General features: G+C 38.9%; 18 protein-coding genes, 1 rRNA gene, 1 pseudogene and 1 riboswitch (1 of these 21 only partly in view). Of the genes and pseudogenes, 13 read left to right on the top strand and 7 right to left on the bottom strand.

Features of this window, described 5'->3' with window-relative positions:
• Positions 1-82: 82 nt before the first annotated feature.
• From HFP47_RS07765 to HFP47_RS07750, 4 genes are all read left to right on the top strand, one after another.
• Complete coding sequence (locus tag HFP47_RS07765) at positions 83-1,414, top strand: APC family permease (RefSeq protein WP_179876407.1); 1,332 nt, start codon at positions 83-85, stop codon at positions 1,412-1,414.
• Between the two features lie 1,201 nt (positions 1,415-2,615).
• The gene (locus tag HFP47_RS07760) at positions 2,616-3,767 is read left to right on the top strand and encodes a peptide ABC transporter substrate-binding protein (protein WP_179876295.1); all 1,152 of its coding nucleotides are present in this window, start codon (positions 2,616-2,618) and stop codon (positions 3,765-3,767) included.
• Positions 3,764-4,231 carry a hypothetical protein gene (locus HFP47_RS07755; protein ID WP_179876294.1) on the top strand — a complete coding sequence of 156 codons (468 nt, stop codon included), beginning with the start codon at positions 3,764-3,766 and terminating at the stop codon, positions 4,229-4,231. Before HFP47_RS07760 ends, HFP47_RS07755 begins: the two co-directional genes overlap by 4 nt.
• Before the next feature lie 27 nt (positions 4,232-4,258).
• Positions 4,259-5,491 carry an amidohydrolase family protein gene (locus HFP47_RS07750; RefSeq protein WP_042250662.1) on the top strand — a complete coding sequence of 411 codons (1,233 nt, stop codon included), beginning with the start codon at positions 4,259-4,261 and terminating at the stop codon, positions 5,489-5,491.
• Positions 5,492-5,537: 46 nt separating this feature from the next.
• On the opposite strand, the pseudogene HFP47_RS07745 reads toward HFP47_RS07750, so the two are convergent.
• Positions 5,538-6,715: pseudogene (locus HFP47_RS07745) on the bottom strand (LCP family protein).
• 723 nt (positions 6,716-7,438) lie between these two features.
• On the opposite strand from HFP47_RS07745, the gene HFP47_RS07740 reads away from it, so the two are divergent.
• Together HFP47_RS07740 and HFP47_RS07735 are read left to right on the top strand one after the other, a co-directional pair.
• A complete protein-coding gene (locus HFP47_RS07740) occupies positions 7,439-7,867 on the top strand; it encodes a hypothetical protein (protein ID WP_223318531.1) in 429 nt (142 codons plus the stop codon).
• A 17-nt stretch (positions 7,868-7,884) separates the two neighbouring features.
• Positions 7,885-8,052: riboswitch (Lysine riboswitch) on the top strand.
• A gap of 73 nt (positions 8,053-8,125) precedes the next feature.
• Entirely contained in the window at positions 8,126-9,565 is a 1,440-nt protein-coding gene (locus HFP47_RS07735; RefSeq protein ID WP_011680420.1) for an amino acid permease, read from the top strand.
• Positions 9,566-9,621: 56 nt separating this feature from the next.
• Here the strand turns inward: HFP47_RS07735 and HFP47_RS07730 are convergent, their stop codons facing one another.
• From HFP47_RS07730 to HFP47_RS07715, 4 genes are all read right to left on the bottom strand, one after another.
• On the bottom strand, positions 9,622-10,065 hold the full coding sequence (locus HFP47_RS07730; protein WP_011680419.1) for a universal stress protein: 444 nt from the start codon (positions 10,063-10,065) through the stop codon (positions 9,622-9,624).
• Positions 10,066-10,456: 391 nt separating this feature from the next.
• Positions 10,457-11,743, bottom strand: coding sequence for a replication-associated recombination protein A (locus tag HFP47_RS07725; RefSeq protein ID WP_179876293.1), 1,287 nt, complete (start codon positions 11,741-11,743; stop codon positions 10,457-10,459).
• Between the two features lie 6 nt (positions 11,744-11,749).
• Positions 11,750-12,124 carry a DUF1694 domain-containing protein gene (locus HFP47_RS07720; protein ID WP_179876292.1) on the bottom strand — a complete coding sequence of 125 codons (375 nt, stop codon included), beginning with the start codon at positions 12,122-12,124 and terminating at the stop codon, positions 11,750-11,752.
• 94 nt (positions 12,125-12,218) lie between these two features.
• Complete coding sequence (locus HFP47_RS07715) at positions 12,219-13,448, bottom strand: MFS transporter (RefSeq protein ID WP_025268501.1); 1,230 nt, start codon at positions 13,446-13,448, stop codon at positions 12,219-12,221.
• A 110-nt stretch (positions 13,449-13,558) separates the two neighbouring features.
• Between HFP47_RS07715 and HFP47_RS07710 the strand changes: the two genes are divergently transcribed.
• Positions 13,559-15,268 (top strand): ABC transporter substrate-binding protein, encoded by a 1,710-nt coding sequence (locus tag HFP47_RS07710; RefSeq protein ID WP_050895186.1) that lies wholly within the window; start codon positions 13,559-13,561, stop codon positions 15,266-15,268.
• 124 nt (positions 15,269-15,392) lie between these two features.
• Here HFP47_RS07710 and rpsD read toward each other — a convergent pair whose 3' ends face one another.
• Positions 15,393-16,004 carry a 30S ribosomal protein S4 gene (rpsD, locus tag HFP47_RS07705; protein ID WP_011680413.1) on the bottom strand — a complete coding sequence of 204 codons (612 nt, stop codon included), beginning with the start codon at positions 16,002-16,004 and terminating at the stop codon, positions 15,393-15,395.
• A gap of 305 nt (positions 16,005-16,309) precedes the next feature.
• Between rpsD and ezrA the strand changes: the two genes are divergently transcribed.
• Positions 16,310-18,025, top strand: a complete 1,716-nt coding sequence (gene ezrA / locus HFP47_RS07700; RefSeq protein WP_011680412.1) for a septation ring formation regulator EzrA — start codon at positions 16,310-16,312, stop codon at positions 18,023-18,025.
• A gap of 51 nt (positions 18,026-18,076) precedes the next feature.
• Here ezrA and HFP47_RS07695 read toward each other — a convergent pair whose 3' ends face one another.
• Positions 18,077-19,477 carry an APC family permease gene (locus tag HFP47_RS07695; protein ID WP_011680411.1) on the bottom strand — a complete coding sequence of 467 codons (1,401 nt, stop codon included), beginning with the start codon at positions 19,475-19,477 and terminating at the stop codon, positions 18,077-18,079.
• Between the two features lie 116 nt (positions 19,478-19,593).
• On the opposite strand from HFP47_RS07695, the gene HFP47_RS07690 reads away from it, so the two are divergent.
• The 5 genes from HFP47_RS07690 to HFP47_RS07670 all read left to right on the top strand — a co-directional run.
• Positions 19,594-20,184, top strand: coding sequence for a guanylate kinase (locus HFP47_RS07690; protein WP_011680410.1), 591 nt, complete (start codon positions 19,594-19,596; stop codon positions 20,182-20,184).
• Between the two features lie 275 nt (positions 20,185-20,459).
• Positions 20,460-21,653, top strand: coding sequence for an aminotransferase class I/II-fold pyridoxal phosphate-dependent enzyme (locus HFP47_RS07685; protein WP_010282209.1), 1,194 nt, complete (start codon positions 20,460-20,462; stop codon positions 21,651-21,653).
• Entirely contained in the window at positions 21,650-22,639 is a 990-nt protein-coding gene (locus tag HFP47_RS07680) for a D-2-hydroxyacid dehydrogenase (RefSeq protein WP_025268496.1), read from the top strand. The genes HFP47_RS07685 and HFP47_RS07680 overlap by 4 nt, the downstream gene beginning before the upstream one ends.
• Positions 22,640-22,673: 34 nt before the next feature.
• A complete protein-coding gene (locus tag HFP47_RS07675) occupies positions 22,674-23,732 on the top strand; it encodes a PTS transporter subunit IIC (protein ID WP_115231326.1) in 1,059 nt (352 codons plus the stop codon).
• A 503-nt stretch (positions 23,733-24,235) separates the two neighbouring features.
• Positions 24,236-25,682: ribosomal RNA gene (locus tag HFP47_RS07670) — 16S ribosomal RNA — on the top strand (it continues 104 nt past the right edge of the window).

Raw genomic sequence — 25,682 nt, 5'->3', positions numbered from 1 at the left:
CTCGGACTTTCCGAACTTTTTTATTTGATGTGATGGGTATTGATGAATAATAAAGATATCATCTATTTATCTTGGAGATATGATGGGAAATAATGAACAGAAATTGAATCGTGGTTTTGGATTAACAGCATCATTAGCTTTAGTTGTTGGAACAATCATTGGTTCTGGTATATTTTTTAAGCAAGGCAGTGTCTTAGAATCAGCAGGTAGTACAAACGCAGCGATGCTAGCGTGGATTGCTGGAGGTCTTTTAACGCTAGCGTCAGGAATCAGCGTAGCTGAAATTGGCTCTCAAATGGACAAAACTGGTGGCATTTATATTTATATCGAGAAAATTTATGGTAAGATTTGGGGTTTCTTAGCTGGGTGGATGCAAGTGGTATTTTACGGCCCAGCAATGATGGGATCTATTGCAGCATATTTTGGCATTTTATTTGTTGATTTATTTGGATTATCTAAGTCTTTAGCTATACCATCCGCAATTATTGCATTATCTTTTGTAGGTCTTATTAACTCAATTCCAAACCGATTCAGTGCCGGTTTTCAAATAATAACAACTACAGTGAAAATGTTGCCGATTATTGCATTAATCATTTTTGGCCTTTTTTTTGGACAGCATGATGCTATTGGACAGACTGTTGCTCAGGTTTCGCAGAGTGGCCAAGGTGGCTTCGGAGTGGCTGTATTAGCCACCTTATTTGCTTACGATGGTTGGGTTACTCTAGCTAATATAAGTGGTGAAATTAAAAATCCACAAAAAGTATTACCCAAGGCTATTATTTTTGGTATTTTGATTGTTCTAGTTGCCTATGTTGGTGTGAGTTTTGGCGTTTATCAGAGTTTGCCCGCTAATACTATTGTTAAGTTGGGACAAAACACAACGTTATACATGGCTACAAATGCATTTGGTATTATTGGTGGCAGGTTATTGAGTATCGCTGTATTAATTTCTTTACTTGGAACACTAAACGGGAAAATTGTTTCATTCCCTCGGGTGTTGTTTGCAATGGCTAACGATGGATTGTTTCCGTTTGCCAAACAATTTGCCAAAATCAATATGCGTTCTCGAACACCTAATAAGTCCATTTGGTTTATGATTTTTCTTGGCATTTTAATGATTGTCTTTACAAATCCAGATAGATTAACCGATATTGCGATTTTTACAACCTTTTTATTTTATATACTTGTTTTTGCTGGTGTTTTTAAATTACGCAAAAAGGATCCTTTTGGAGAGAAGCGTAGCTTTTCTATGCCGCTGTATCCTTGGATACCAATCGTCGCTATTTGTGGTTCACTCTATGTTGAAATCTCTGAGATTATGCACGATTTGTCTGGTGTAATAATTTCTATAGCAATTGTCGCTGTTGGTTACCCTGTTTATATATTCTTATCTCGCCGCACGAATAAGGAGTAAAGTATTTGTAAATATTGATCTAATAGAATGCTATTAGTTTGATTAAATCGGACAGAAATATATATGATTTAGTGAAGAACTGACATAGCAATAGTATCATATGTGCTCCTCTTCAATCCCTTAATTTTCAAATGAGATGTTTTAGTCCTTTAGTTGTTCGCAATGTGACGGTCTTGAACAGCTAATAACAACATGGCCTATCCATTTTTGGATGGGCTTTTTTGTTTCAAAGAGAGATTTAAATTGGCGGTAATTAATAAGGTCACCAGACAAAATTGTTAATCTCATACTGTCACGAGATTTGAAAACCTCTATACTGGACGTCAAAATAGGCATAGAAGTGGAGGAGAGATGAATAGCGTCCTCAAAATGGATAGCTATATGATACGAGATTCTTTCAAGGTTAGCTTCGATTGGGATTCGAAGTCCTGTTCGCTTGAATAGGCTGATAGTGCTGCACGCTGTAACGCATGAAGATAATTAGTATCGAGAATATGGTCTCGGGCTGAGGACATCGAAAAAGCAGTAACACGGGAATTTACTAAAGTAATGACTAGATATCAAGCTGAAGCAATTGCGAATATGAATCGTTTGAAAAATTTATCAATCATTTAGATTATCTGTCGATGTAAAACAATAAACCAGATAACGTACTAATAACCCATCAACAACTCTATCAGCACAATTTTATGGTGAAACTGGAAATGATTATTTGATTAAATGGGAAATTTTATAATCGTTAACGTATAAAAATGCATGCCTAAGAGAACAGTTGATAGTATATAAAAAATCAAGTGGTGGTCAAAATTAACCGGTAAGAAATTACGAGATGTTTTCTTTAATCAAGATGTCAACACATTGAATCCCCTAAATAAATGCTCTAAATTGATATTTATTATAATTTAAAAAAATAGTTGAAAAATATACCATAATAATGTAATATTAATTTCATCAAATATGTCGGGAGAACAACATGATGATTAAAACAAAAATGAAAAAGAAAGCTGAACAAGCACAATTACTCCTCAACGCCCTCATTCTTGAGTAAAGCGGTTGAGCATTTTCAGTCGCTACAATATGTGCGACTGGATTTGCTTTCCGTGAAAATAACACGACATTATCAAAAAGCCAATCCATTAACGGATTGGCTTTTTGATTTTAACCGTGTGACGATACATTTGCACGAATACGAGGAAAATATATGAACAAGAATATACGTTGGGCAGCAGGAGTGATCATTGTCGCTGCTATATCAGGGGTTTTGTTTACGAAGAATAATGATGGTGATGTTAGCAAAGTGCGAACTCTGCAAGTTATGATGAAAGACGATGTCATGACGATGAATCCAATTATGACTACCGATATTTATTCAAGTCAAGCACAAGATCAAGTTTATGAAGGACTTTATCGATATAAGGGCAATAAAGTTGTCCCTGCTATGGCAGAAAAAATTGTTAAACCTTCACAAAATGGCACCGTTTATACTTTCAAAATACGTGATAACGCTAAATGGTCGAATGGCGACAAAGTTACAGCACAAGATTTTGTGACTGCAATTCGTGCAACTGCCGATCCAAAAACAAAATCACAAGCGTCTGCTGACGCAATTTCAATTATGAAAAATTATGATTCGGTGCATGTGGGTGCGATGACACCGGATAAACTAGGCGTTAAAGCGATTGATTCTCACACAGTCCAAATTACTTTAACGCAAGCAACACCATCATTTGATAAATTGGCAACTGCAATCATTCCGGTTAACACTAAAAATTATGCTAAGTGGGGGAATAAGTATGGTACAGCTTCAGAATACATGGTGACTAATGGCGCATATCAAATGAATGGTTGGACTGGAACAAATTCAAGTTTTATGTTCACTAAAAATTCAAATTATTGGTCAGCTAAACGTGTTCAAATTGAGAAGGTCAAAGTTCGTGTCATCAAAACGCCAATGACTGCTGCCAATGAATTTAAGAATAAGCACTTAGATATTGCACAGTTGTCTGATGAATATATCAAGACTTATAAAAATACAAAGTACTATCATGCTACACCACAAGCTGTTGTTAGAGGGATATACTTTAATGAGACGAGCGATAAAACGAATAATCAGCATTTGCGACAAGCATTTGGATATTTAATCGATCGTGAGGCTATTACGTCTAACGTAATGAATGATGGTTCAATGCCACAATCAAACGCCGTGCCAAAAGGAATTATGACGAATCCTATAACTGGCGCAGATTTTACTAAAGACGCTGGCACACAATTTAAGGTGGACAAGAAAAAAGCACAATCTGAGTGGTCTGCATATTTGCAGAGTATTGGAAAAATAATGCTACGTTTACAATGACATTTGACGATGATTCAACCAGTAGAAAGGTTGGGGCGTACATTCAATATGCTGCTGAACACACTTTTAAGGGCATTAGCATTAATACAAAGTATGTTCCGCATTCACAAGTTGTCTCAGAAGTGTTAAAACAGGATTTTGATATGGTAAATATTGGTTTAAGTGTTAATGTACCGGATGCAGCATATCCATTGGCAATTGGAAAAACCGGATATGGATTGAATTTTTCAAAGGTCAGTGATAAGACATACGATGGGTATCTAACAATGGCAGCGACACAAGTAAGTGATACTAAAAAACGCTATGAAACATTACAGGTCGCCAATGAATACTTCACCAAAATAAAAGCATATATGGTACCGATATATCAACCGGTGACAGCCAACGTTGTTACCGATAAAATTGGTGGATTTAAAGGTAATAGTTTTCATTCGCCAGCATATCAGGATATGTATTGGAAATAAGATAATAAATAAAGGCAGGATTAGCAAATGACAGAAACTAAATATTATAATTTTAATGGTTTTAATTCAAAAACAGGTAATTTTGATCCACAATGTTATGCCATTGTGGATGATGAAACAGGACGATATACTGAAGTCGGGCATGGTGAAGGTCCTAAATTGGGACAGAGCGTTGATGTGGGTGAAAAATATATGATGCCTGGTATAATTAACACGCACATTCATGTTGACTCTGATGTGAATTATGAATTTGGAAAAACTAAATTTGGTGTGGATAATGAAAACGAACATGTTCGTGCAGTGATTGTGGCAACCCACAATATGAAAACGATGTTACGTCATGGTGTAACAGTTGTACGAAATGTTGGAACAGCACGCATGACAGATATTGAAATTGCACGCATGCAGCGTGAAGGCAGTGTAGAAGGACCAATGATGATTGCTAGTGGGGCAGCTTTTTCCATGACTGGTGGGCACGGTAGTGGTGGAGGAGGCATTGAGGTAGATGGTGTTGATGAAGTGCGCAAGGCAGTACGGCAAGCTATGAAAGAAGGCGCTCAAATCATTAAGTTTATGGTGACTGGCGGGGTGAGCGCTGGAGATTTTGAAAATCCCAATCAAGTTCAATTAAATGAAGACGAGGTACGAGCAGGTGTTATTGAAGCACATAAAAAAGGTATCAAAGTTGCGGCACATGCTCAAGGGGCTGAGGGAATTAAGATTGCAATTCGTGCTGGTGTTGATTCCGTTGAACACGCATTTCACATTGATGATGAAGCAATTGATATGATGAAAGTAAATGGGACCTTTGTAGTTCCAACAATGATTGCGATGAAGCGTATTATTGATCGGCCTGAGGAAGTTCCGGCATGGATGATTGAACGTGCGACAACGCATTGGCAAGCACATCAGAAGAGCGTTGCACGAGCTGCCATGGCAGGAGTTAACATTGCCATGGGAACAGATGCTGGTACACCCTTCAATGGTTTTGCAAATGAGAGCGCTGTGGAAATGGATATGATGGTTGAATTTGGTCATATGACACCACAACAAGTTTTACAATCAGCTACGATTAATGCAGCTAAATTGATGGGAATTAGTGATAATTATGGGATGATAGCAGTTGGGCAATATGCTGACTTCATCGTAATTCAAGAGAACCCAAATGATAATATGAAAGCTATTCAGGAAAAAGATAAGTGGGTATTTCAACATGGGCAACCCGTGGTATTTCATCAAGAAGAGAACATCATTTCATAGATAAATGAAAAACGTAAAAAAGACGCCTTTAAAGGCGTCTTTTTATTTAATTTGATGAATCATCAGAATCTGTTGATTCATCATCTGCTGGTCGGAGAGAATCAGCTATTGTTTGTAGAGAACTTGGTATGTCACCACCATATGCTGAGCCGGTGGAAGCGTGCTTTAAGCCAAGTGCTTTACGAGCTAAGTTAGTAACGCGTTGCTTTTCTTTTTGAGTAACAACTTCATATGAAACGTTGTTCCCTTCAGAATCAGGATAACTCGTGCTGACACCCTGAATATGCTCGGTGACAATATTTTTTGCTGCATTAATGTATTTGCTAGCAATTGTCGTTATATCTCCAAATGACAAATCAGTTTGAACATTTGAACTCATTGTATTCATAAACTTTGTATTTAACAAACTTGAAACATTAGCTGACTTTTTGATCAAACCTTCTAATACCAATCGTTGACGTTTTTGACGCCCATAGTCACCATCTGGATCATCGTAACGCATGCGCGAGAATGCAAGGGCTGCATCACCAGTCATGACGTGCTTGGTTGCCGACCAAGTGACCCCATTATCATCAGAATGTTCATAGCCTGTGCTTCCCTTGTGGAAACGGTATAGGTTTGCACCGTAAGCATGGGCTGTTTCCTGACTATAAGTGAAGTCAATGGGGGACTTAACAGAAATCCCCCCAACTTGAGTAACCATTTTTTCCAAGCCGGACATATTAACTAAGGCATAAAAATCAATAGGAATGTTTAAGTAAGATTCTACAGTTTTAATGGCAGTTGCCGTTGAACCATAGGCGTAGGCTGCATTTATTTTTTGAGGGAAAGTACTTTCGTACCCCGGAATAGAAACCATTGCATCACGAGGGATAGAAATCATTGTTGTTTTTTTGTCTTGGGGTTAACAAGAAGCAACATCATTGAATCGGTACGTCCTTTGTATGTACGTCCTAATTCACCGGTATCCGTTCCAAATAACAAAATAGACAAGGGCTTTCCACTTTGAACAACGCTTGAGACGTTTCGGGATTTAGTGACGCCACTGCTCTTGTATGTTTTATCAATTGCTGATTTAGTATTATGGATAGCCATCCAAGCAAATGTGCCTGACACGATAAGTAAGAGACCGACAATAAGCAAGATAATATTTCGTAGTCTGTGACTACTTTTTGAATAGCGATCAATTCTGGACTTAACTGCAGTTTGTTTATTTTTTTTCATAACGGTCTCTCGATTGTTTTGGCCAATGAAATATGGCGGTTTGTAAGATAATAAAGACAGCTACCGAGTTTTATCGATATGCTGCCATTTTTGGGCAACAAAGGCAAAAGGCTTGAAACTAACGATCAATCAAAAAATAGTAACCAGTGTTCTCACCATATTTTGAGATTATTCATCTAGCAATAATTCATCTGCCATGTATAGATATTTAAGGGCACGACTAAAAATATCGGCAAAAAACCAACTGATAGTAATGATATCGGACCAAGTTAAAGTCAAGATTAAATTTTAACCATATCAGCTTTTTTTTATAATTATATCTCATATAATGCTACAATTATTAAGAGCTATAAGCAAATGAGTTTGTAGAAATTTAATATTTGGGAGAATGTGAGTAAGCGGGGTCAATTGAGCATATTGAATATCATTGTCGTCATAAAACTATGTTTTTGTCAGTACAATTTGAATATGCTTATCCGTATCATCACAATTATAAACAATGTTAATTCCACCGGATAAATTAAGAAAAATTTTAATCATTACCTTTGGCATTATTTTTGTTTTTTTAGGTATTCAAGTTAGATTTCATATGATATTTATGCAAGTTCTGGACGCGACTACAGATTTTGCAGTAAACAATATTTTATCGTTGAAAATACCCCTATACTTAGGGTTAGGTAATCTTTTTCCCATTATTGGGTCGTCATCCCATTGATAGCGGTTATGGTAGCATTTCTTTATTTAATAAATTACAAAATTGCTGCCTGGTGGTTTGCCATTACACAACTTGTTGCGATGTTGCTGACATGGGTTATTACAATTATTTTGCGCATCCATTGGCAGGATGGTCCTAAAATAGGTGAAACTATTCCTAACTTATTGTTGGTGTGGTGGTTGCAATTGCTCTTACTGCTAGTCATTATTATGCCACATTTGGTTAAGTCGAGAAAAATTCAAGTGATGATCAATATTTTAATTGGTTTATTTTGGTTATCAATTATGTTAGCCCGTATTCAATCTCATCATATGGCATTGACTAGTGGCTTGGGAGCAATTACCTTTGGTTATTTTTGGTGGCAGTTTAGTGCACAACAATATTATAAACGGGCGCGACATTGGCAAAAGGTACTTGAAATTGACGGGCGCGTGTAAGTGTGTTATTATTTTCATATTGTCAAAGAGGTTGCAGCCAACATGAGTCACATGAATGAGTCCGCCAGGATGTTGAAATCATGTAAAAGGGAAGGTTGCCGAAAGGGTTAACAGGCAAGATAACCTTTGGGCTAGTGATTAAGAGTTGCTAGACTGTCGCAGAAATGCGGTGCGCTTTGAAAAGTGATTATATAATGACTTTTTAAACCTCTTCCTGTTTGCTAAGGAGAGGTTTTTTTATTTTGAGAAGGAGATTTTATGTCTGAACATAAAGGGCACATACAGCGTAATTTAAAAACGCGCCATGTGTCAATGATTGCATTAGGTGGTTCAATTGGAACGGGCTTATTCGTAGCTTCGGGAGCCACTGTTGCGCAAGCAGGTCCTCTGGGTGCTATTGTCGCTTATTTAGCTATTGGTGTGATGGTTTATTTCTTAATGACTTCGCTGGGTGAAATGGCTACTTATTCACCAACTTCAGGTTCATTTTCCGACTATGCTGGTAAATATGTTGACCCAGCATTGGGATTTGCCATGGGATGGAACTACTGGTTTAATTGGGCTATAACATTAGCTGTCGACATTGTGGCAGTTGGCTTGGTGGCTGAATTTTGGTTTCCAAATACACCAGGGTGGATATTTTCCGCGATTGCTTTATTACTTATCTTCTTAATTAATATTTTTTCAGTTGGAACTTTTGGAGAAGCTGAGTTCTGGTTGTCGATGATTAAGGTAGTAACTATTATTGCCTTCTTGATTGTTGGTCTGGCTACTATTTTTGGTGTAATTCATTCTGACATCAATGTCATGAAGAACTTGTCGGTCGGTAATCACGGATTTGTTGGTGGACCTCAAGCTATCTTGTCAGTATTCGTTGTTGCTGGATTTTCTTTTCAAGGAACTGAGTTAATTGGTATTACTGCTGGAGAAGCAGAGGATCCTGATAAGTCAGTTCCTAAGGCGATAAATCAAGTGTTTTGGCGTATCTTATTGTTTTATATTCTGGCAATTTTTGTCATTTCCGCTCTGGTTTACTATAAAGATCCGCGCTTGTTGAGTTCTTCCACACAAAACATTGCGGTCTCACCATTTACAATCGTATTTAAAAACGCAGGAATTGCTTTTGCGGCTAGTTTAATGAATGCAGTTATCTTAACATCAATTGTTTCGTCAGCAAATTCAGGTTCATATGCTTCTACACGTATGTTGTACGCTATGGCGCGTAAAGGGGATGCCCCTAAAATTTTTGCCAAGCTTTCAACTAGAGGGGTTCCAGTTGCAGCCTTAGTATTAACTACTGCGATTGGGTTATTAGCATTTATTGCTAACACCAAAGGGGGATCAGTTGCTTATACTTGGCTGGTCAATGCTTCTGGGTTAACTGGATTCATCGCTTGGGTCGGCATTGCTATCTCTCATTATCGCTTCCGAAGAGCTTATGTGGCGCAAGGAAAGAGTCTGTCTGATTTGAAATACAAGGCTAAGTGGTTCCCATTCGGTCCACTATTTGCGCTAGTGATTTCTATTGGTGTTATTATTGGTCAGGATCCGGACAGTTTTGCCCATCTAAATTGGGAAAAAATATTTGTGACCTACTTATCAGTTCCTTTGTTTGTAATCTTATACTTTTGGTACAAGGTTTCTCACAAAACGAAGCTAATTGCTCTAAAAGATGTTGATCTAAAACAATATAAATAAAGACATATAAAAAAGACACTACATCATTGTAGTGTCTTTTTTATATGAGCAATAACTTAACCGCGAACTACTAGGACGTCAACTTTAGCAGATCTCGTTACGAATTCAGTAACAGAACCAATAACTAAACGTTCTACAGCATTTAATCCAGTTGCACCAATGACAATCAAATCAGCATTGACTTCGTTAGGTACATCTTTAGCGATTAACGACTTGGGCGAACCATATTCGATTAGATAATCGACATTTTTAACACCAGCTTCAATTGCCTGTGCTTTATATTTTTCTAAGCTTTTACGCGTTTCATCTGAAACTGCTTCAACCATTGTATCGTCAAAACTAGCCACATTTTGAAATGCACGGGTATCGATAACGTTTAAAATTGACAAGATGCCTTCATCACCAGCATCCAAGGTCAGTTCAATCGCGCGCGTTAATGCAGCTTCAGATTCTTTTGATCCATCCATTGGTACTAAAATCCTATGATAATTTGCTGTCATAATAACATCCCTTCTTGCAATATGCAATGCGTTCTTCTATACCTCTAGTATAGCGCTTTCATAATAAAATTAATAGTATGTTCTTTAACCTAATTAAACACTGATTTTAATTTATACAAAAAAAACGCCCACAAATGTGGACGCACGGGCTTAGCCCGGAACACTCAATTGATACCGTTAATCGCTACGCAGATTTTCCTCGAAATTATCGAGGTGGATGGTTCATCAAGATTGTCAGATTACCGAATGAAAGGGCATATCTTCTAAGTCCTGAATTCCCAACCGAAAATAAAAGTTGTAAGGAAAAAGCTGATGATGTAGCAATGCGTATATCTGAGGAATTCATATAGTATTATAACGCGAAAACTCGTTAACTGAAAGACTTGACTTTTTAGTTTAGCCCGTTTTCTTGTCGCAATTTTAGTGTCTGATAGACATCAAATAATTGTTGTTCAATTTTCGAATTACCTTTAGAATGAAAATACTGAGTGTTTGTCATTTTATCTGGTAAATATTGTTGAGCTACCCAATCATTATCATAGTCATGCGGATATGTGTAATCTACACCGTGATTCAACTCCGAAGATCCCTTATAATGTGCATCTTTTAAATGATCAGGTATATCGTAAGATTTGCCATGACGAACATCACTAATAGCCAAGTCAATTGCTTTGTAGGCCGAATTAGATTTAGGTGAGAGAGAAAGTTCAATAATAGCATTGGCGATCGGAATTCTGGCTTCTGGAAATCCCAGTGTTTGCGCGGCTTGAATAGCAGTTACTGCCCGCTGAGCTGCCGGTGGATTTGCCAACCCAATATCTTCGTATGCAATAACGGTAAGTCGGCGTGCTAAAATCGGTAAATCACCGGATTCGATAATGCGGGCAGCGTAGTGTAACGCCGCATCGGTGTCGGATCCGCGAATTGATTTTTGTAGTGCTGAAATCACATCATAATGCGCATCCCCATCTTTATCTGCTGATAATGCTTTGCGTTGCACAGTCTCTTCAATGATTGGCAAACTGATATGAACGACACCCTTTTTATCTGCTTTTGTTGATAAAACCGCTAATTCTAAACCGTTTAAAGCACTGCGTAAATCACCATTTGTTGCTCGCGATAACTGTAACATAGCGTTATCATCGAGAACGATATTGTATTGCCCAAGGCCTTTTTCTTTATCAGCAATGGCTCTTTTAACAGCGCTTGTGATATCTGTTTCACTTAGACTGTTAACTTCAAATATTTGCGTTCTAGAACGAATAGCTGGTGTGACATTAATATAAGGGTTTTCTGTCGTCGCACCGATTAATATAATTGCTCCGGACTCCAAATGTGGTAGTAAAAAGTCTTGTTTGATTTTGTTTAAGCGATGAATTTCGTCTAGTAACAAGACGACAGTCCCTGACATTTTTGCTTCTTCGACAACGATTTGTAAATCTTTTTGGCTATCGGTAGCAGCGTTTAGCATGCGAAACGCATATTTTGATGAACCGGCAATGGCACTAGCTATTGATGTTTTACCAGTACCAGGCGGCCCGTACAAAATCATCGAACTCAGCCGATGAGCAGCGACCATGCGCCAGATGATTTTGCCTTCACCAACTAAATGTTGTTGGCCAACAATCTCTTCAATTTTTGTGGGGCGCATACGGTACGCTAGCGGTTCTTGTGTCATAAACGTTTATCCTAAGTAAATGTTATCTACGTTGACAGCAGTATTAGCGGCTAGTACCACTGCAATTGGATCTTCTTGATGTGCGGATTTTGTAGAGTCGGAAAGCAAGGTGAAACTATGTTTGCTCTGCGTTGCTAAACCAACATACGTTGAAAAATAGTCGCCGGCAAGTTGCTGATCAATTAGAACCTTGCCAATGCTATGTGATTTAAGTGATGCGGCAAATTGTGATTGGATGTTTGAATTGCCCAATTGAGATACCTTAATTGCGACAATGACACGTTCTCGGAACGTGCCAAGATAGCGGTCTTGCTCATCAGGGTTAATTTTTGGGCTGCCATTACCAAGCTGTTCTTGTTGTAAGCGTTCATTGACGTCCATGATTTTCTCCATTAATATTTGATACTTCTATTATACGTTATCTTAGTCGTTAATTTGTACCTAAACTCTCAGTCAATGGGGCGCAATGCTAAACCTACATGTTGCTTTGGTTATCTGGTATTAAACGTAATGCCCAAAGAGTTAAGATAATCGCTCCTAAGCCCAGAAAAATAATCGCGGTAGCTATACCAAACGAACCAAGAAATGGGGCGCCAATCAGCATTGATGATGCAATGACTTTTCCTAATTGAAAAATTGAACCATTAAAAGCAAGGTAGGCACCACGTTTATTTTCTGGCATTAAATCGGCTAATTTTGATTGACGTGTTGGGACATACATCAATTCACCAAAAGATAATATGAAGCTTGAAAAAATTAATAAGGGTAGCGTGTTGACGTATGCTTGCAGAGCGTAGCCTAACGTAAATAAGGTAGTACCCATTACAAATATTTTTTTCGTGTTGCGATTAGTTATCCAACGAGATATTGGTGCAGTAAACAAAACAATAATAGCTGTATTAATGCTTGTCAATAGACTTAACATTTTTACACCATCAAATGATATACCCAACCATTTTGTATGGATAAAACTTTGTGCCAAATGAATGGCGATAAAGTTAGTGCGTTGAAATTCAACACTAAGTAATAAGATACCACCTAATGTGAAGATAACAAAACGAACATTGCATAATACAATCTGATAACTATGAAATACAGACTGAAACCCAACGTGACTTTTTATATTAACCATTTGTTCATGGGTTTCAGTAATTAAATATTTGGTCAAAAGTAACGAACTAATATTTATGATGACTAGAATAGTAGTAAGTAATAAGAAATGCCGTTCAAATAACCAGCCACCAATGATCATCCCAATCATCAATGCCAGGTTATTCGCCCAATAATTGATGGCATACATGAAGGCACGTGTTTTTTCAGTTGAGACGTCGATGAGCATTGCCTCGCTAGCTGGGCTAATCAAGCCACTAGCAATATTTCCAAGAAACATCATCACGAAGGTAAGCCAAGGAAAATGATAAACGGGTAGATTAGCGCAGACAATACCAATAGAAGCCAATAACTTAATGAACTCCCCAAAAAGAAGTAAACGTCGTCTCCCAAATACATCCGTTAAGTATCCACCATAAATGCCAGCTAGAAAAGAAATGATGATATTTATCATCATTAACACACCGGTGATTTGTGCATTGTAAGCATGAAAAAGGTAAATCGACATAAAAGGAAATATGAGAGAACTTCCGAGGCGACTTAAAAATTCAATTTGGATTCTTTTTCTGATGTTTGGATGTAAATTTTTCCACATATTGTTTATCCTACTTTCAAACGATATGTTAAGATTATAAAATAGACATCTAGATATTAAAATGGACATCTATATAGAAAAATGTCCACTTTAAAAGGTGAGTGAAATTAATGATTGACCAGACATACTTTGATTTACGAATGACATATCAACAATTTGGGCAAAAACTAACTATCAGTATTTCTGAATTAGCTAAGTTTTGGTCGATATCAACAAAGCAGGTTAAACGTCGTTTACGCGCTTATGAAGAGCAAAAACTTTTGCATTATTACCCCGGACAAGGGCGTGGACATCTAACGCAAATCATTTTTCAAAGTAGCTTCAGAGATGAGGTGATTATGGAGATGAAGCAAGCAATTGTTACTGAGGACACAATAACGATTTTCTACTTGCTAAAATTATCAGTACCTGCCAGCTGGCTGGCATCTTTTCGGGGAAATCTCACTAATTTTTTAGGCATACAAACGTATAGTGAAAATAAGCGTGTTTTAAGACAGCTGGCGACACGTCCTATTACTACTTTAGATCCTGTTCAAGTGGCCATTCGACGTGAGTATCAATTAGTTTTGCAGTTGGGAGATACATTAGTTCAATTCGATGAAGGATTGAAAGCTGGATTGGCTCACCATTGGCAGTCAAATAACGATGCCACCGTTTGGACGTTTTATTTGCGCAAAGGGGTACGATTTCATAATGGGAAAACGATGACAGCGGTTGATGTGAAACGCACGTTTGAACGAGTTCGAAATGAAGTGGGGGAATCGTACTGGCAACTTGTTAATTTAGTGGATATCATCTTGCTAGCAGATGATATTGTCCAGTTCAAATTTTCAGCACCTGAACCCTTATTCGTGAGATATGTTGTTGATGCAAAATATGTTATTGTTGATTGTGATGTTGAATTTGATGAAATTCATTGGGTGGGGACAGGTGCATTTCAGGTGACGGAAAGTACTGATACGACGTTCAAACTGGCGGCTTTTGATGATTATTACGGGTTGCGTCCGATGATAGATGAAGTAGTTTATTATTTAGTAGATGACTGGAAAGTTGTGTCAGGTCTCCTTAATCCGGCGGATTACGGCAATCATGATTATGTGAAAAAGAAGCATACATTTCCTGGTGCAGAGTTTATTATTTCCAACTTAAAACGCCCAACAATAATTCAACAACCATTCGTTCGATCAGCTTTATATCATGTTATTGATACACGAGTTTACGATGGCATTGGCGGAATTCCTGCCAGTCATTATGATTCTCGTGATTCAGCAGTACGAAGGGATAAAACATTAGCGCAGGCTCAAAAAAAATTAAATCAAGCGAACTATCAAGGGGAGCCTATCGTTCTAGCTACGTTATCACATTCAAAAGAAGCTGAAGAACTTTCAAAATGGATTCAAAGGCGTGCTAAGAAAATCGGATTGAACATGGAAATAATTTACTATAATTTTGCTACAGATTACTATACTGAATTTTTAGAAAAAAATGCAGACTTAGTCATGTTGGCTGACATTCCCATGAACCTCGATGAATTTGCGTACATTGAATTTGTTAGTAGTCCGACATTGCTTGTACAAAGAATGCTAACGCCGTCGTTATTAGAACAACTTCAGTATTTAATTTTTCTTTTCAAACAAACTGAAAATGAAAAAGACCGACATCTTATTTATTTGAAAATTGATAATTGGCTAATAAAACAAAACATCTTATTTTACACGACTCATGCTGTTCGAGAAATATATGTCCATCAGTTTTTAGTAAATGAAGGGTATCAATATGATTATAAAAATGCTTGGAAAATGCCAGAAATAAATAATTAAACGAATAAAAAAGTTCGCACAAAAAGGCAGCCCAAAATCAGGCTGCCTTTTTGCTCGTTACTAATAAAAATTAAAAAACGTCACCCAAATATGGTGACGTTTCAACCAACTAAGAATTAAAATATTAACCCAAGTGGTTGTAATATTCGACGATCAACGCTTCGTTGATGTCAGCATCTAGCTCTTCACGTTCTGGCAAACGAACGAGTGAACCTTCAAGCTTTTCAGTGTCTAATGATACGAATTGTGGGCGAGCCACAACTGATTCGATAGCAGCTTGAATAGGCAAGATGTTCTTTGACTTTTCGCGAACTGATACAACTTGTCCAGGTTGAACGCTGTATGAAGGAATATCAACGCGCTTACCATCTACTAAGATATGACCATGATTAACAAGTTGACGTGCTTGTTGGCGTGTTGTTGCCAAACCGAGACGATAAACAACTGAATCTAAACGTTGTTCCAATGAGATCATGAAGTTAGTACCATGAGTACCCTTACGAATCTTACCAGCCTTGTTAAACAAAGCTTTGAATTGACGTTCAGTCAAACCGTAAGTAAAACGCAACTTTTGCTTTTCGCGCAATTGCATTCCGTATTCAGAAATTTTAGCACGACGGCCGGCACCGTGATCACCAGGTGCGTAAGCACGACGTGACAATTCTTTACCAGTACCAGACAATGAAACACCTAAGCGACGTGAGATACGCCACTTTGGACCTGTATAACGTGACATGTATATGTCCTCCAAAATGTATTATGCTGTACATTTGAGGGTAAGTACCAGATGCGTGCAGCGCCTATCTTGACGTTTCTCAGAGCCAGTAGCTATGGCCTTACTAACGATTTGGGGCGTTGTTGACGCGCTTCCTTACTTACTGCTACTCAATTTAACAACTTATTACATAATATCAGAACCATTAAGGAATAGCAAATTGTTAAGAAAATTGTAAACGATTTGAGATTTAGCAAATCTCCTTTAATTGAATCGTATAAGTGCTAAGATGGAAAGTGAAAATTAAAAGGTTGGAAACTATCCATATGTTTAACTTTACAGTCTTAGCAATTATATTACTTTTGGTTGTCATCGCTTATTTAGCAATATTTGTGATGCAAAGAACTACGGTCAAAAAAGTTAGTGACCTCAGAGCAAGAAAAGATCAGCTTGAATCTTTGAAAGTTCGCGAAGAGCTTGTCGAGGGACGAAAGTTACCTTTAACAGGTCAGTCTTTAAAGAACTATCAGAAATTTGAGAGTTCTTTTAATGATGTTCAAAATAATAAGTTTTTGAAAATTGATCAACAAGCTAATTTAGTACTTTTTGAGGCTCGAGGCATCAACTTTATTAAAACGCGTAATGAATTAGAACGTTTGCAAGGTATGGTGGATGATACGGAAACTACCATTAAAGATGTGCGGGCTGGTCTGCTTGATTTAAAGAAAACTGATGAAGAGCATCGCGAGGCAATCAACGATCTTAAGAAGAAGTATGAAGGATTGCGTAAGCGCTTGCTTGCTGAAAACTTTAAGTTTGGACCAGCTAACCCTGCTCTAGATAAGTTTTTGAGTCAATTAGAAGCAGACTACGATGAGTTTACAGAGTTAACAGAGAATGGTGACCACGCTACGGCCTCTGATATTTATGAGCAATTAGCGATGGAAACAACTCAAATGGAAAAAATGATGGCTGATATTCCAGATTTGTTTGATCAATTAAACATTAAGTATGTTGATCAATTAAATGAACTAGCCCAAGGGCACACTAAGCTTGTAGAAGCCGGTTATGTTTTTCCAAACGATAGCGTGGAGCAAGAACTTCAAGCAATTGACTCACAACGTCAGCAAGTTTTGAATTTATTAGCAGATTTGAAGCTAAAGGAAGTAACGGAACAAACTGGATATATCGAACAGCGCATTGATGCAATGTACGAAACGATGGAAACGGAAGTAACGGCGCGCAAGCACGTCACTAAAAATGCCGATCGTCTATCTTCTGATTTGTTACGTCTGCGTGAGCAGAATCAGACACTATCGATCGAGCTGGATAGATTAGGTCAAAGCTTCCAATTTAATCATAAAGAGTTGGAAACACGACGTACTTTACTTGAACAAATCAACATGGCAGAGGAGCAAATTAATCATAATGATGATTTGCTTGAGGCCAAAGAAATATCATACAGTGAATTGCAAATTCAGCAAGAAAAATTGCTGAAGCAGTTTGAAGAAATTGAGACACAACAGGTAGACATTTGGGATAAAATTTCTGGCCTAGAAAAAGCTGACCGATCAGCTAGACAGCTGGGTGGGCAATACCAAAAAGAAGTTGAAGCCATTAAGCATGCTGTTGAACGGATGAATTTGCCTGGCTTACCAGTCGCTTATTTAGAATATTTTTACGCTGTATCAAACGAATTAAAGCGTCTCGCTAAGTCATTAAATACAAATTTGATTGATATGGATGAGGTACAACGTCAATTGAACATTGTATCAGCTGACATTGATACATTAAAAGAAAAGACAGAAGAAATTGTTGATCAGGCTGCACTGACGGAACAGCTATTACAATATGCTAATCGTTATCGTGCTTCGAATGAGCGTGTTGCTGCTGCAAGCGAGCAAGCACGGATGTTTTACGAGAGGGATTATAATTTCAAGCAGGCAATGGATATCCTCGGCTCAGCTCTTGACAGTGCTGAACCAGGTGTTTATGAAAGATTAGTTGATTCATACATGCGTCGAAAAACACCATTAGTATAGTAAAAATAAAAGGAGCCACCGCTATTGAGCGGTGGCTCCTTTTATGTTAGGTTATGATAATTTAGAATGCTTAATGCCATAGGAGAAGTACCAGATAACACCAAGTAGTAACCAGAGGCCAAACATTTTGAGTGTCTCGGCAGATAGCTGTGTAATAAAGAACAAACTTATCATACCCGCAATAAACGGTACAATTGGATAGCCAGGTACTTTGAAACCATCGTGAGCTAAATCTTTACGACGACGAAGGATTAAGATACCAAAATTGATAAAGGCGAATGCTGTTAAAGTACCTGCATTAATTAAACTAGCCAATGTGCTGAGGGGGATAAGGCCCGCAAAAATAACCTCAACGGCAACTGCCAAAATTAGTGCATTTACTGGTAAATGCGATCCTGGTGATATTTTACCTAGGCTGCGGGGGAGCAAACCGTCACGCCCGAAGGAATAAGTTAAACGGGATGAAGCATAGATCAAGGCTAATACAGCTGTGAACATACCGATTAACGCACCAATAGTAATGACGATAGAGAACTGTGTTTGATGGACAACTTGCAGAGCAAATGCTGCTGGGTCATCAACACCAAGTTTTTTATAATTGACAATTCCCGTTAACACTATAGAGAAGAGTGTATATAATAGGGCTGAAATAATAACCGTACCAACAATACCCTTGGCCATTGTCTTTTGTGGGTTCTTAACTTCAGCAGCGTGGGCGGCGATGGTATCAAAGCCTAGAAAAGCAAAAATAATGCTGGCGGTTGCGGCCCAAATTCCGTTCAAACCGCCCAATCCACTGTGAAATTCTTTAGGGTAAAATGGTACATAATTGCTTGTTTTAATAAAAAATGATCCGCCAACAATGAACAAGATTAAAATGGCAATTTTGATAACGACTGCGCCATTTTCAACTTTCTTTGAGGTGTTTAATCCTCGTGATAGTATAGCAGCGACGAATAAAATAATTAATACTGCAAATAAATTGACAATTCCGCCCTCCATTGGACCGGCAGATAGATATTTAGGGATGTGAATGCCAAATATAGCTAATAAATTACCAAGGTAGGCTGAAAATCCGGTTGCAATTGCTGATACTGCTAAGAAATATTCAACAATTAATGACCAACCCAATAGCCAACCAATGATTTCTCCGTAAATAGCACCCCCGTATGAGTAAGCTGAGCCAGCAACTGGCATGGCTGCTGAGAACTCAGCAAAAGCCATACCTGATAATCCAGAGAAAATTGCAGCAATTAGAAATGCAATAGCGACTGCTGGACCTGCATGATCAGCGGCTTCGTGGCCGGGTAAAATAAATATTCCTGTACCAATGACTGTGCCTACTCCTAGACTAATCAAGTCGCGCGTTGTTAAAACACGCGACATATGTGAATCTGCACTCAGGTAATTATCAACAGATTCCCGCTTAAAAGCTCGCGCAAGAAGTGACATAATAGTTCTCCCATTTTTAATAGTTTTTGTACACCAGCTATTTTATCAATTTCAAGTATACTTGTCGAACTTTATAAATAGTTTTACGATACAATAATAACTAAGGAATTTGAATGATGAAAAATAACAAAGTTTTTGTAATTACTGGTGCCACCGGTGTCGGTAAGACAACAATTGCCCGCTATTTGCAAGATACATATCGGATGCCGCGAGTTTTAACGCATACAACGCGCCCCCCGCGGGAGCGGGAAGAGGACGGCATAGCCTATTATTTTGAAACTGATAATAGTTTTGAAAAGAATCATTATTTGGAACGGGTGCAGTATGCTGGGTATAAGTACGGCTCATCATACGAGGCATTAGAGCGCGCTTGGGGAAAAAATCCATATGCAACAATTGTCTTGGACACTGCGGGGGCTATTACGTATTCTCAGGAACTAGGTGAACAAGCTGTAATCATTTTCGTTACAGTCACGCATCCTGATATGTTAATTGACCGTGTGCAAGTTCGAGGAGATGATCCATTAGTGGTTGAACAACGAATAGCCTCGCCGGAATTTTTACGCGACGTAACTTTGCCAAAAGAACTGAAAAATGTTGCCTACGAACTAGCGAACGATGATTGGGCAAAAACTAAAGTACGTCTCGATCTACTTGTCAATGATATTATGAGCGGCCGTAGTCTACCCAAAAAAGGTAAAATGTGATTTTGTTAATAAGAAACTTGACAAATGATGGAATTAATATTAAAATTAATCTCATAAAAATAAAAAAGGTTTTAACACAATGTCACATTTAATGAACAAAACTACAGCAAATTTTTACTTTAAGTATTTTGGCTAACTATCCAAGTACTTAAGGCATTTTGCGTAGGTATTCGGATTAACCCTCTGAATGCCTAGTGAGTTCATCTACATTTGAGCAAACGCACATTCAGAATTTTTTCTGGATGTGCGTTTTGTGTTAAATTAGGGAGAAAATTATGCCAGAAGTAAAACCCTCGTTATTGAATAATCTCAATCAACATTTGAAACTTGTTGGTCCATCTGCTATTCGAGCATTTGATATTGAGGTGAGTGAGATTCCAGATATTATTAAGCTGACGTTAGGGGAACCGGATTTTAATGTACCCGATCACATCAAACAAGCGGCAATTCGGTCGATTGAAGCAAATGATTCACACTATGCTGCATCAAATGGTACGATTCATTTACGTGAGGCTGCGGCTGGATTTTTGGCAGACCGTTATGATATCGATTACGATCCTACTAACGAAATTATTGTAACTATAGGGGCAACTGAAGCTATTTATGATACGCTCACAACTATATTAAATCCGGGGGATAAAATAATACTCCCTACACCGATTTTTCCATTATATATAGCAGTGGGATTAGTAGATGGTGCTGAACCAGTATTTATCGACACTTCTTCAAATGATTTTGTGTTAAGTCCAGAGATGCTCAAGGCTGCAATTGCCAAGCATGGGGATGATATCAAAGCTGTTGTATTAAACTTTCCATCTAATCCAACTGGGGTTACTTACAATGATGAACAAATAAAAGCGATTGCAGATGTTTTGCGTGGTACTGACATTATTGTTATTTCCGATGAAATTTACTCTGAACTATCATATGAAAATAGTCATGTATCAATGGCTAAATATTTGCCTGAACAAACAATTTTGCTGAATGGTGTTTCAAAATCACATGCAATGACGGGTTATCGCATTGGTATTTTGGCTGGTCCAGCACAATTGGTTCAAAAAATAGCGATGATTCACCAATTTGCAACAACAACTGCCTCTAATCCGGCTATGGCTGCAGCTGCAGAGGCGTTAGGGACAGAGGCAGGGCGGCAAGATACGTTAGTCATGAAGGCTGAGTATCTTCAACGACGTGATTATGTTTATGACACAATGACACAACTTGGTTTTAAAGTTGCTAAACCAGATGGAGCATTTTATATTTTTGCTAAAATACCGGCTGGCTATATTCAGGATGATTTTGCTTTTGCTCGTGATTTAGCTCAAAATAATGGTCTAGCTTTGATTCCAGGTTCGTCATTTGGTCCTGGAGGAGAAGGATATGTTCGACTAAGCTATGCGGCATCCATTGAAACATTGCAAAAAGCTATGCACCGTTTGACTGCTTATATGGAAGAAAATGGTAAATGAATAAAATATTGATGACAAGTGTGCGTAGTGACGAAGAGCAGGCTATTCGTCACTACGCTGAAAAGAATAATGTGGAAATAGTGATTTCTCGTGATGATTTCCATCCTGAAACACTACCTGACTTAACAGAAATTGACGGATTAGTCATACAACAAACTGCAAAAATTGGTGGGGATCAACAATTTTATCATCATATTGCTAAACAAATAACTCAAATAGCGACACGGACTGCTGGTTATGACATGATTGAAGTTGATCTGGCTAAAAAAGCTGGTTTGAAAATAACAAATGTACCAGCCTATTCACCAAGATCAGTAGCCGAAATGGCGCTTATGCAGATCCTGAGATTATTGCGTCATACGCCAGAATTTGACAAACGGATTGCTAACAATGATTTTCGCTGGACAGGTCTTCAAGCGAGAGAAATTCACTCTGTTACTATCGGCATTGTCGGTGTAGGACGAATTGGTGGGACATTGGCAAAACTACTAAATAGTATTGGTGTCAATGTCTTAGGTTACGATACAGACCGCGATGCTTCACTTTGTGATGTGATTACCTACGTTACAAAAGATGAGCTATTGGCACAAAGTGACGTAATCAGTTTACATGTCGATTTAAATGAAACTTCAATTCATTTGCTTTCTGAGGCGGATTTCCTAAAAATGAAAAAGGGTGTGTTGCTAATAAATGCTTCGCGTGGCCCAGTTATTAACACAAGTGATTTAATTACTTTTTTAGAGAATGGTCAAGTGGGTGCCGTGGCACTGGATACGGTGGAAAATGAGTCCGGTGTTTTCAATCACGATTTACATGATCAGGGGGTGCAAGATGCACGCATCCAAAAACTATTATCAATGTCAAACGTCATTATTACGCCACATGTTGGCTTCTTTACTAACATAGCCGTCAAGAACATGGTTGATATTTCGTTGGATGATACTTTAATGATACTAAACGGACAATCTTCACCACACGAAGTTTAAACTAAGCGCTTCGGCGCATACATAGGAAAGAAATATGAAATCAGTTAAACATAGTTCCGCGGCAACAATAAAAAAATTCATTATTGATATATTGAATGGTACGAGCTTGGGTATAGTTTTGACTTTAATTCCTAGTGCATTGGTCAGTCAATTACTGTTATTGTTTTCTGGTAACGAAATTGCTACCCAGATTGTGTTTATGACGACACTGATTCAAAGTACATTGCCATTAGTAGCAGGATTTGCTGTGGGTCAAATTTTAAAACTGACAGTAATTGATTCAGGCGCCATCGCGCTTTCGATGTTTGTTTCTGCTGGTGTTGTGAAAAGCACAGCCAATGGCGCAATCATTTCTGGTAGCGGTGTGATGCTCAATATTTTGCTCGTAGCGTTTTTGGCATCTATATTGGTGAAGTTCACTGAGAAATCTTTTGGACATTTTAAAATATTATTACAGCCATTATTTGTAGCGGTTATTGCCGGCGGTATTGGGCTGATGACCTTACAGCCGATCAGTGTCTTGCAAACATGGATAGGGGATGGCATCGCTCATGCTACTGAATTAACACCACTAGTAATGGGCGCGGCCTTAGGGGTGATTTTTGCTTTTCTTATTGTTTCCCCGTTATCTTCGGTAGGTATTGCGATGGCTATTAGCCTGGCAGGAGTTGGATCAGGCGCTGCTAATGCAGGAATTACAGTGGCAAGTTTTACATTAGCGTTAATGGGCGCTAGTGTGAATCCCATTGGTGGTACGTTGGCGCATTTTGTTGGCTCGCCAAAAATTCAAATGGCAAATATGTTAGTGAAACCCAAATTATTTATACCAACAAGTATTGGTGCGGCAATAATGGGGGCGGTAGCAACTATGTTGAATATCAAAGGGACGCCATTTTCCGCAGGATTTGGATTTTCTGGATTAGTCGGTCCGTTGACTGCTTGGTCGGAATCAGACAAAAGTCTTGTATCTATATTCAGCATTCTGCTGGTATTTGTCATACTTCCTGTTATTATCGCCACAGTTTTAAAATGGTTATTCATGACTAAGTTAAAAATGATTAAAGCAGAAGATCTCAAGCTAACGTTGCAGTAATTACTTAAGTAAAGGTAAAGGCAAAAGAACGAAAAGGAGGGAAGGGGTAAAAAAGGGGCGGATAAAGCGAATGAGGAGGTAAAGTAAGGGGATAAAAAGGGATAAAAAGCGAACGAAGGAAAGAGATAAAAAACAAGTAAAAAAGTAGTTGACGAGGGGGAATAAAGTTGGTATATTAGTATATGTTCCGACGGAGCGAAGCGACGCAAAGCGTTGCGAGGCAAGGGGGAGCGAGAGCGTAAGAGCAGTGAGGTCGACGAAAACTTCTTAAAAGAAGTAGTTGACAAAGCGAAATGAGCGTGGTAAGATAATATAGTTGTCTCAGCGACAACGAGTAGCACATTGAAAACTGAACAAAACTTTGAACAAACGAATCTGTAGCTGTTACGTAAAGTAACAAAAACAAATTTGCGAAGTCAATTCGTAACAAACAATAAACGGATTACGTTATAGAGATATAGCGAAATATAGTCAGTTTAATCGAAGAGCAATCTTCAAATTTTCAAATTGAGAGTTTGATCCTGGCTCAGGATGAACGCTGGCGGCGTGCCTAATACATGCAAGTCGAACGCACAGCGAAAGGTGCTTGCACCTTTCAAGTGAGTGGCGAACGGGTGAGTAACACGTGGACAACCTGCCTCAAGGCTGGGGATAACATTTGGAAACAGATGCTAATACCGAATAAAACTTAGTGTCGCATGACACAAAGTTAAAAGGCGCTTCGGCGTCACCTAGAGATGGATCCGCGGTGCATTAGTTAGTTGGTGGGGTAAAGGCCTACCAAGACAATGATGCATAGCCGAGTTGAGAGACTGATCGGCCACATTGGGACTGAGACACGGCCCAAACTCCTACGGGAGGCTGCAGTAGGGAATCTTCCACAATGGGCGAAAGCCTGATGGAGCAACGCCGCGTGTGTGATGAAGGCTTTCGGGTCGTAAAGCACTGTTGTATGGGAAGAACAGCTAGAATAGGAAATGATTTTAGTTTGACGGTACCATACCAGAAAGGGACGGCTAAATACGTGCCAGCAGCCGCGGTAATACGTATGTCCCGAGCGTTATCCGGATTTATTGGGCGTAAAGCGAGCGCAGACGGTTTATTAAGTCTGATGTGAAAGCCCGGAGCTCAACTCCGGAATGGCATTGGAAACTGGTTAACTTGAGTGCAGTAGAGGTAAGTGGAACTCCATGTGTAGCGGTGGAATGCGTAGATATATGGAAGAACACCAGTGGCGAAGGCGGCTTACTGGACTGCAACTGACGTTGAGGCTCGAAAGTGTGGGTAGCAAACAGGATTAGATACCCTGGTAGTCCACACCGTAAACGATGAACACTAGGTGTTAGGAGGTTTCCGCCTCTTAGTGCCGAAGCTAACGCATTAAGTGTTCCGCCTGGGGAGTACGACCGCAAGGTTGAAACTCAAAGGAATTGACGGGGACCCGCACAAGCGGTGGAGCATGTGGTTTAATTCGAAGCAACGCGAAGAACCTTACCAGGTCTTGACATCCTTTGAAGCTTTTAGAGATAGAAGTGTTCTCTTCGGAGACAAAGTGACAGGTGGTGCATGGTCGTCGTCAGCTCGTGTCGTGAGATGTTGGGTTAAGTCCCGCAACGAGCGCAACCCTTATTGTTAGTTGCCAGCATTCAGATGGGCACTCTAGCGAGACTGCCGGTGACAAACCGGAGGAAGGCGGGGACGACGTCAGATCATCATGCCCCTTATGACCTGGGCTACACACGTGCTACAATGGCGTATACAACGAGTTGCCAACCCGCGAGGGTGAGCTAATCTCTTAAAGTACGTCTCAGTTCGGATTGTAGTCTGCAACTCGACTACATGAAGTCGGAATCGCTAGTAATCGCGGATCAGCACGCCGCGGTGAATACGTTCCCGGGTCTTGTACACACCGCCCGTCACACCATGGGAGTTTGTAATGCCCAAAGCCGG

The organism is Leuconostoc sp. DB-1 (genome assembly GCF_013414845.1).
In the GTDB taxonomy this organism is placed as follows: domain Bacteria; phylum Bacillota; class Bacilli; order Lactobacillales; family Lactobacillaceae; genus Leuconostoc; species Leuconostoc mesenteroides.
This window is presented reverse-complemented; position numbering and strand designations above follow the sequence as displayed.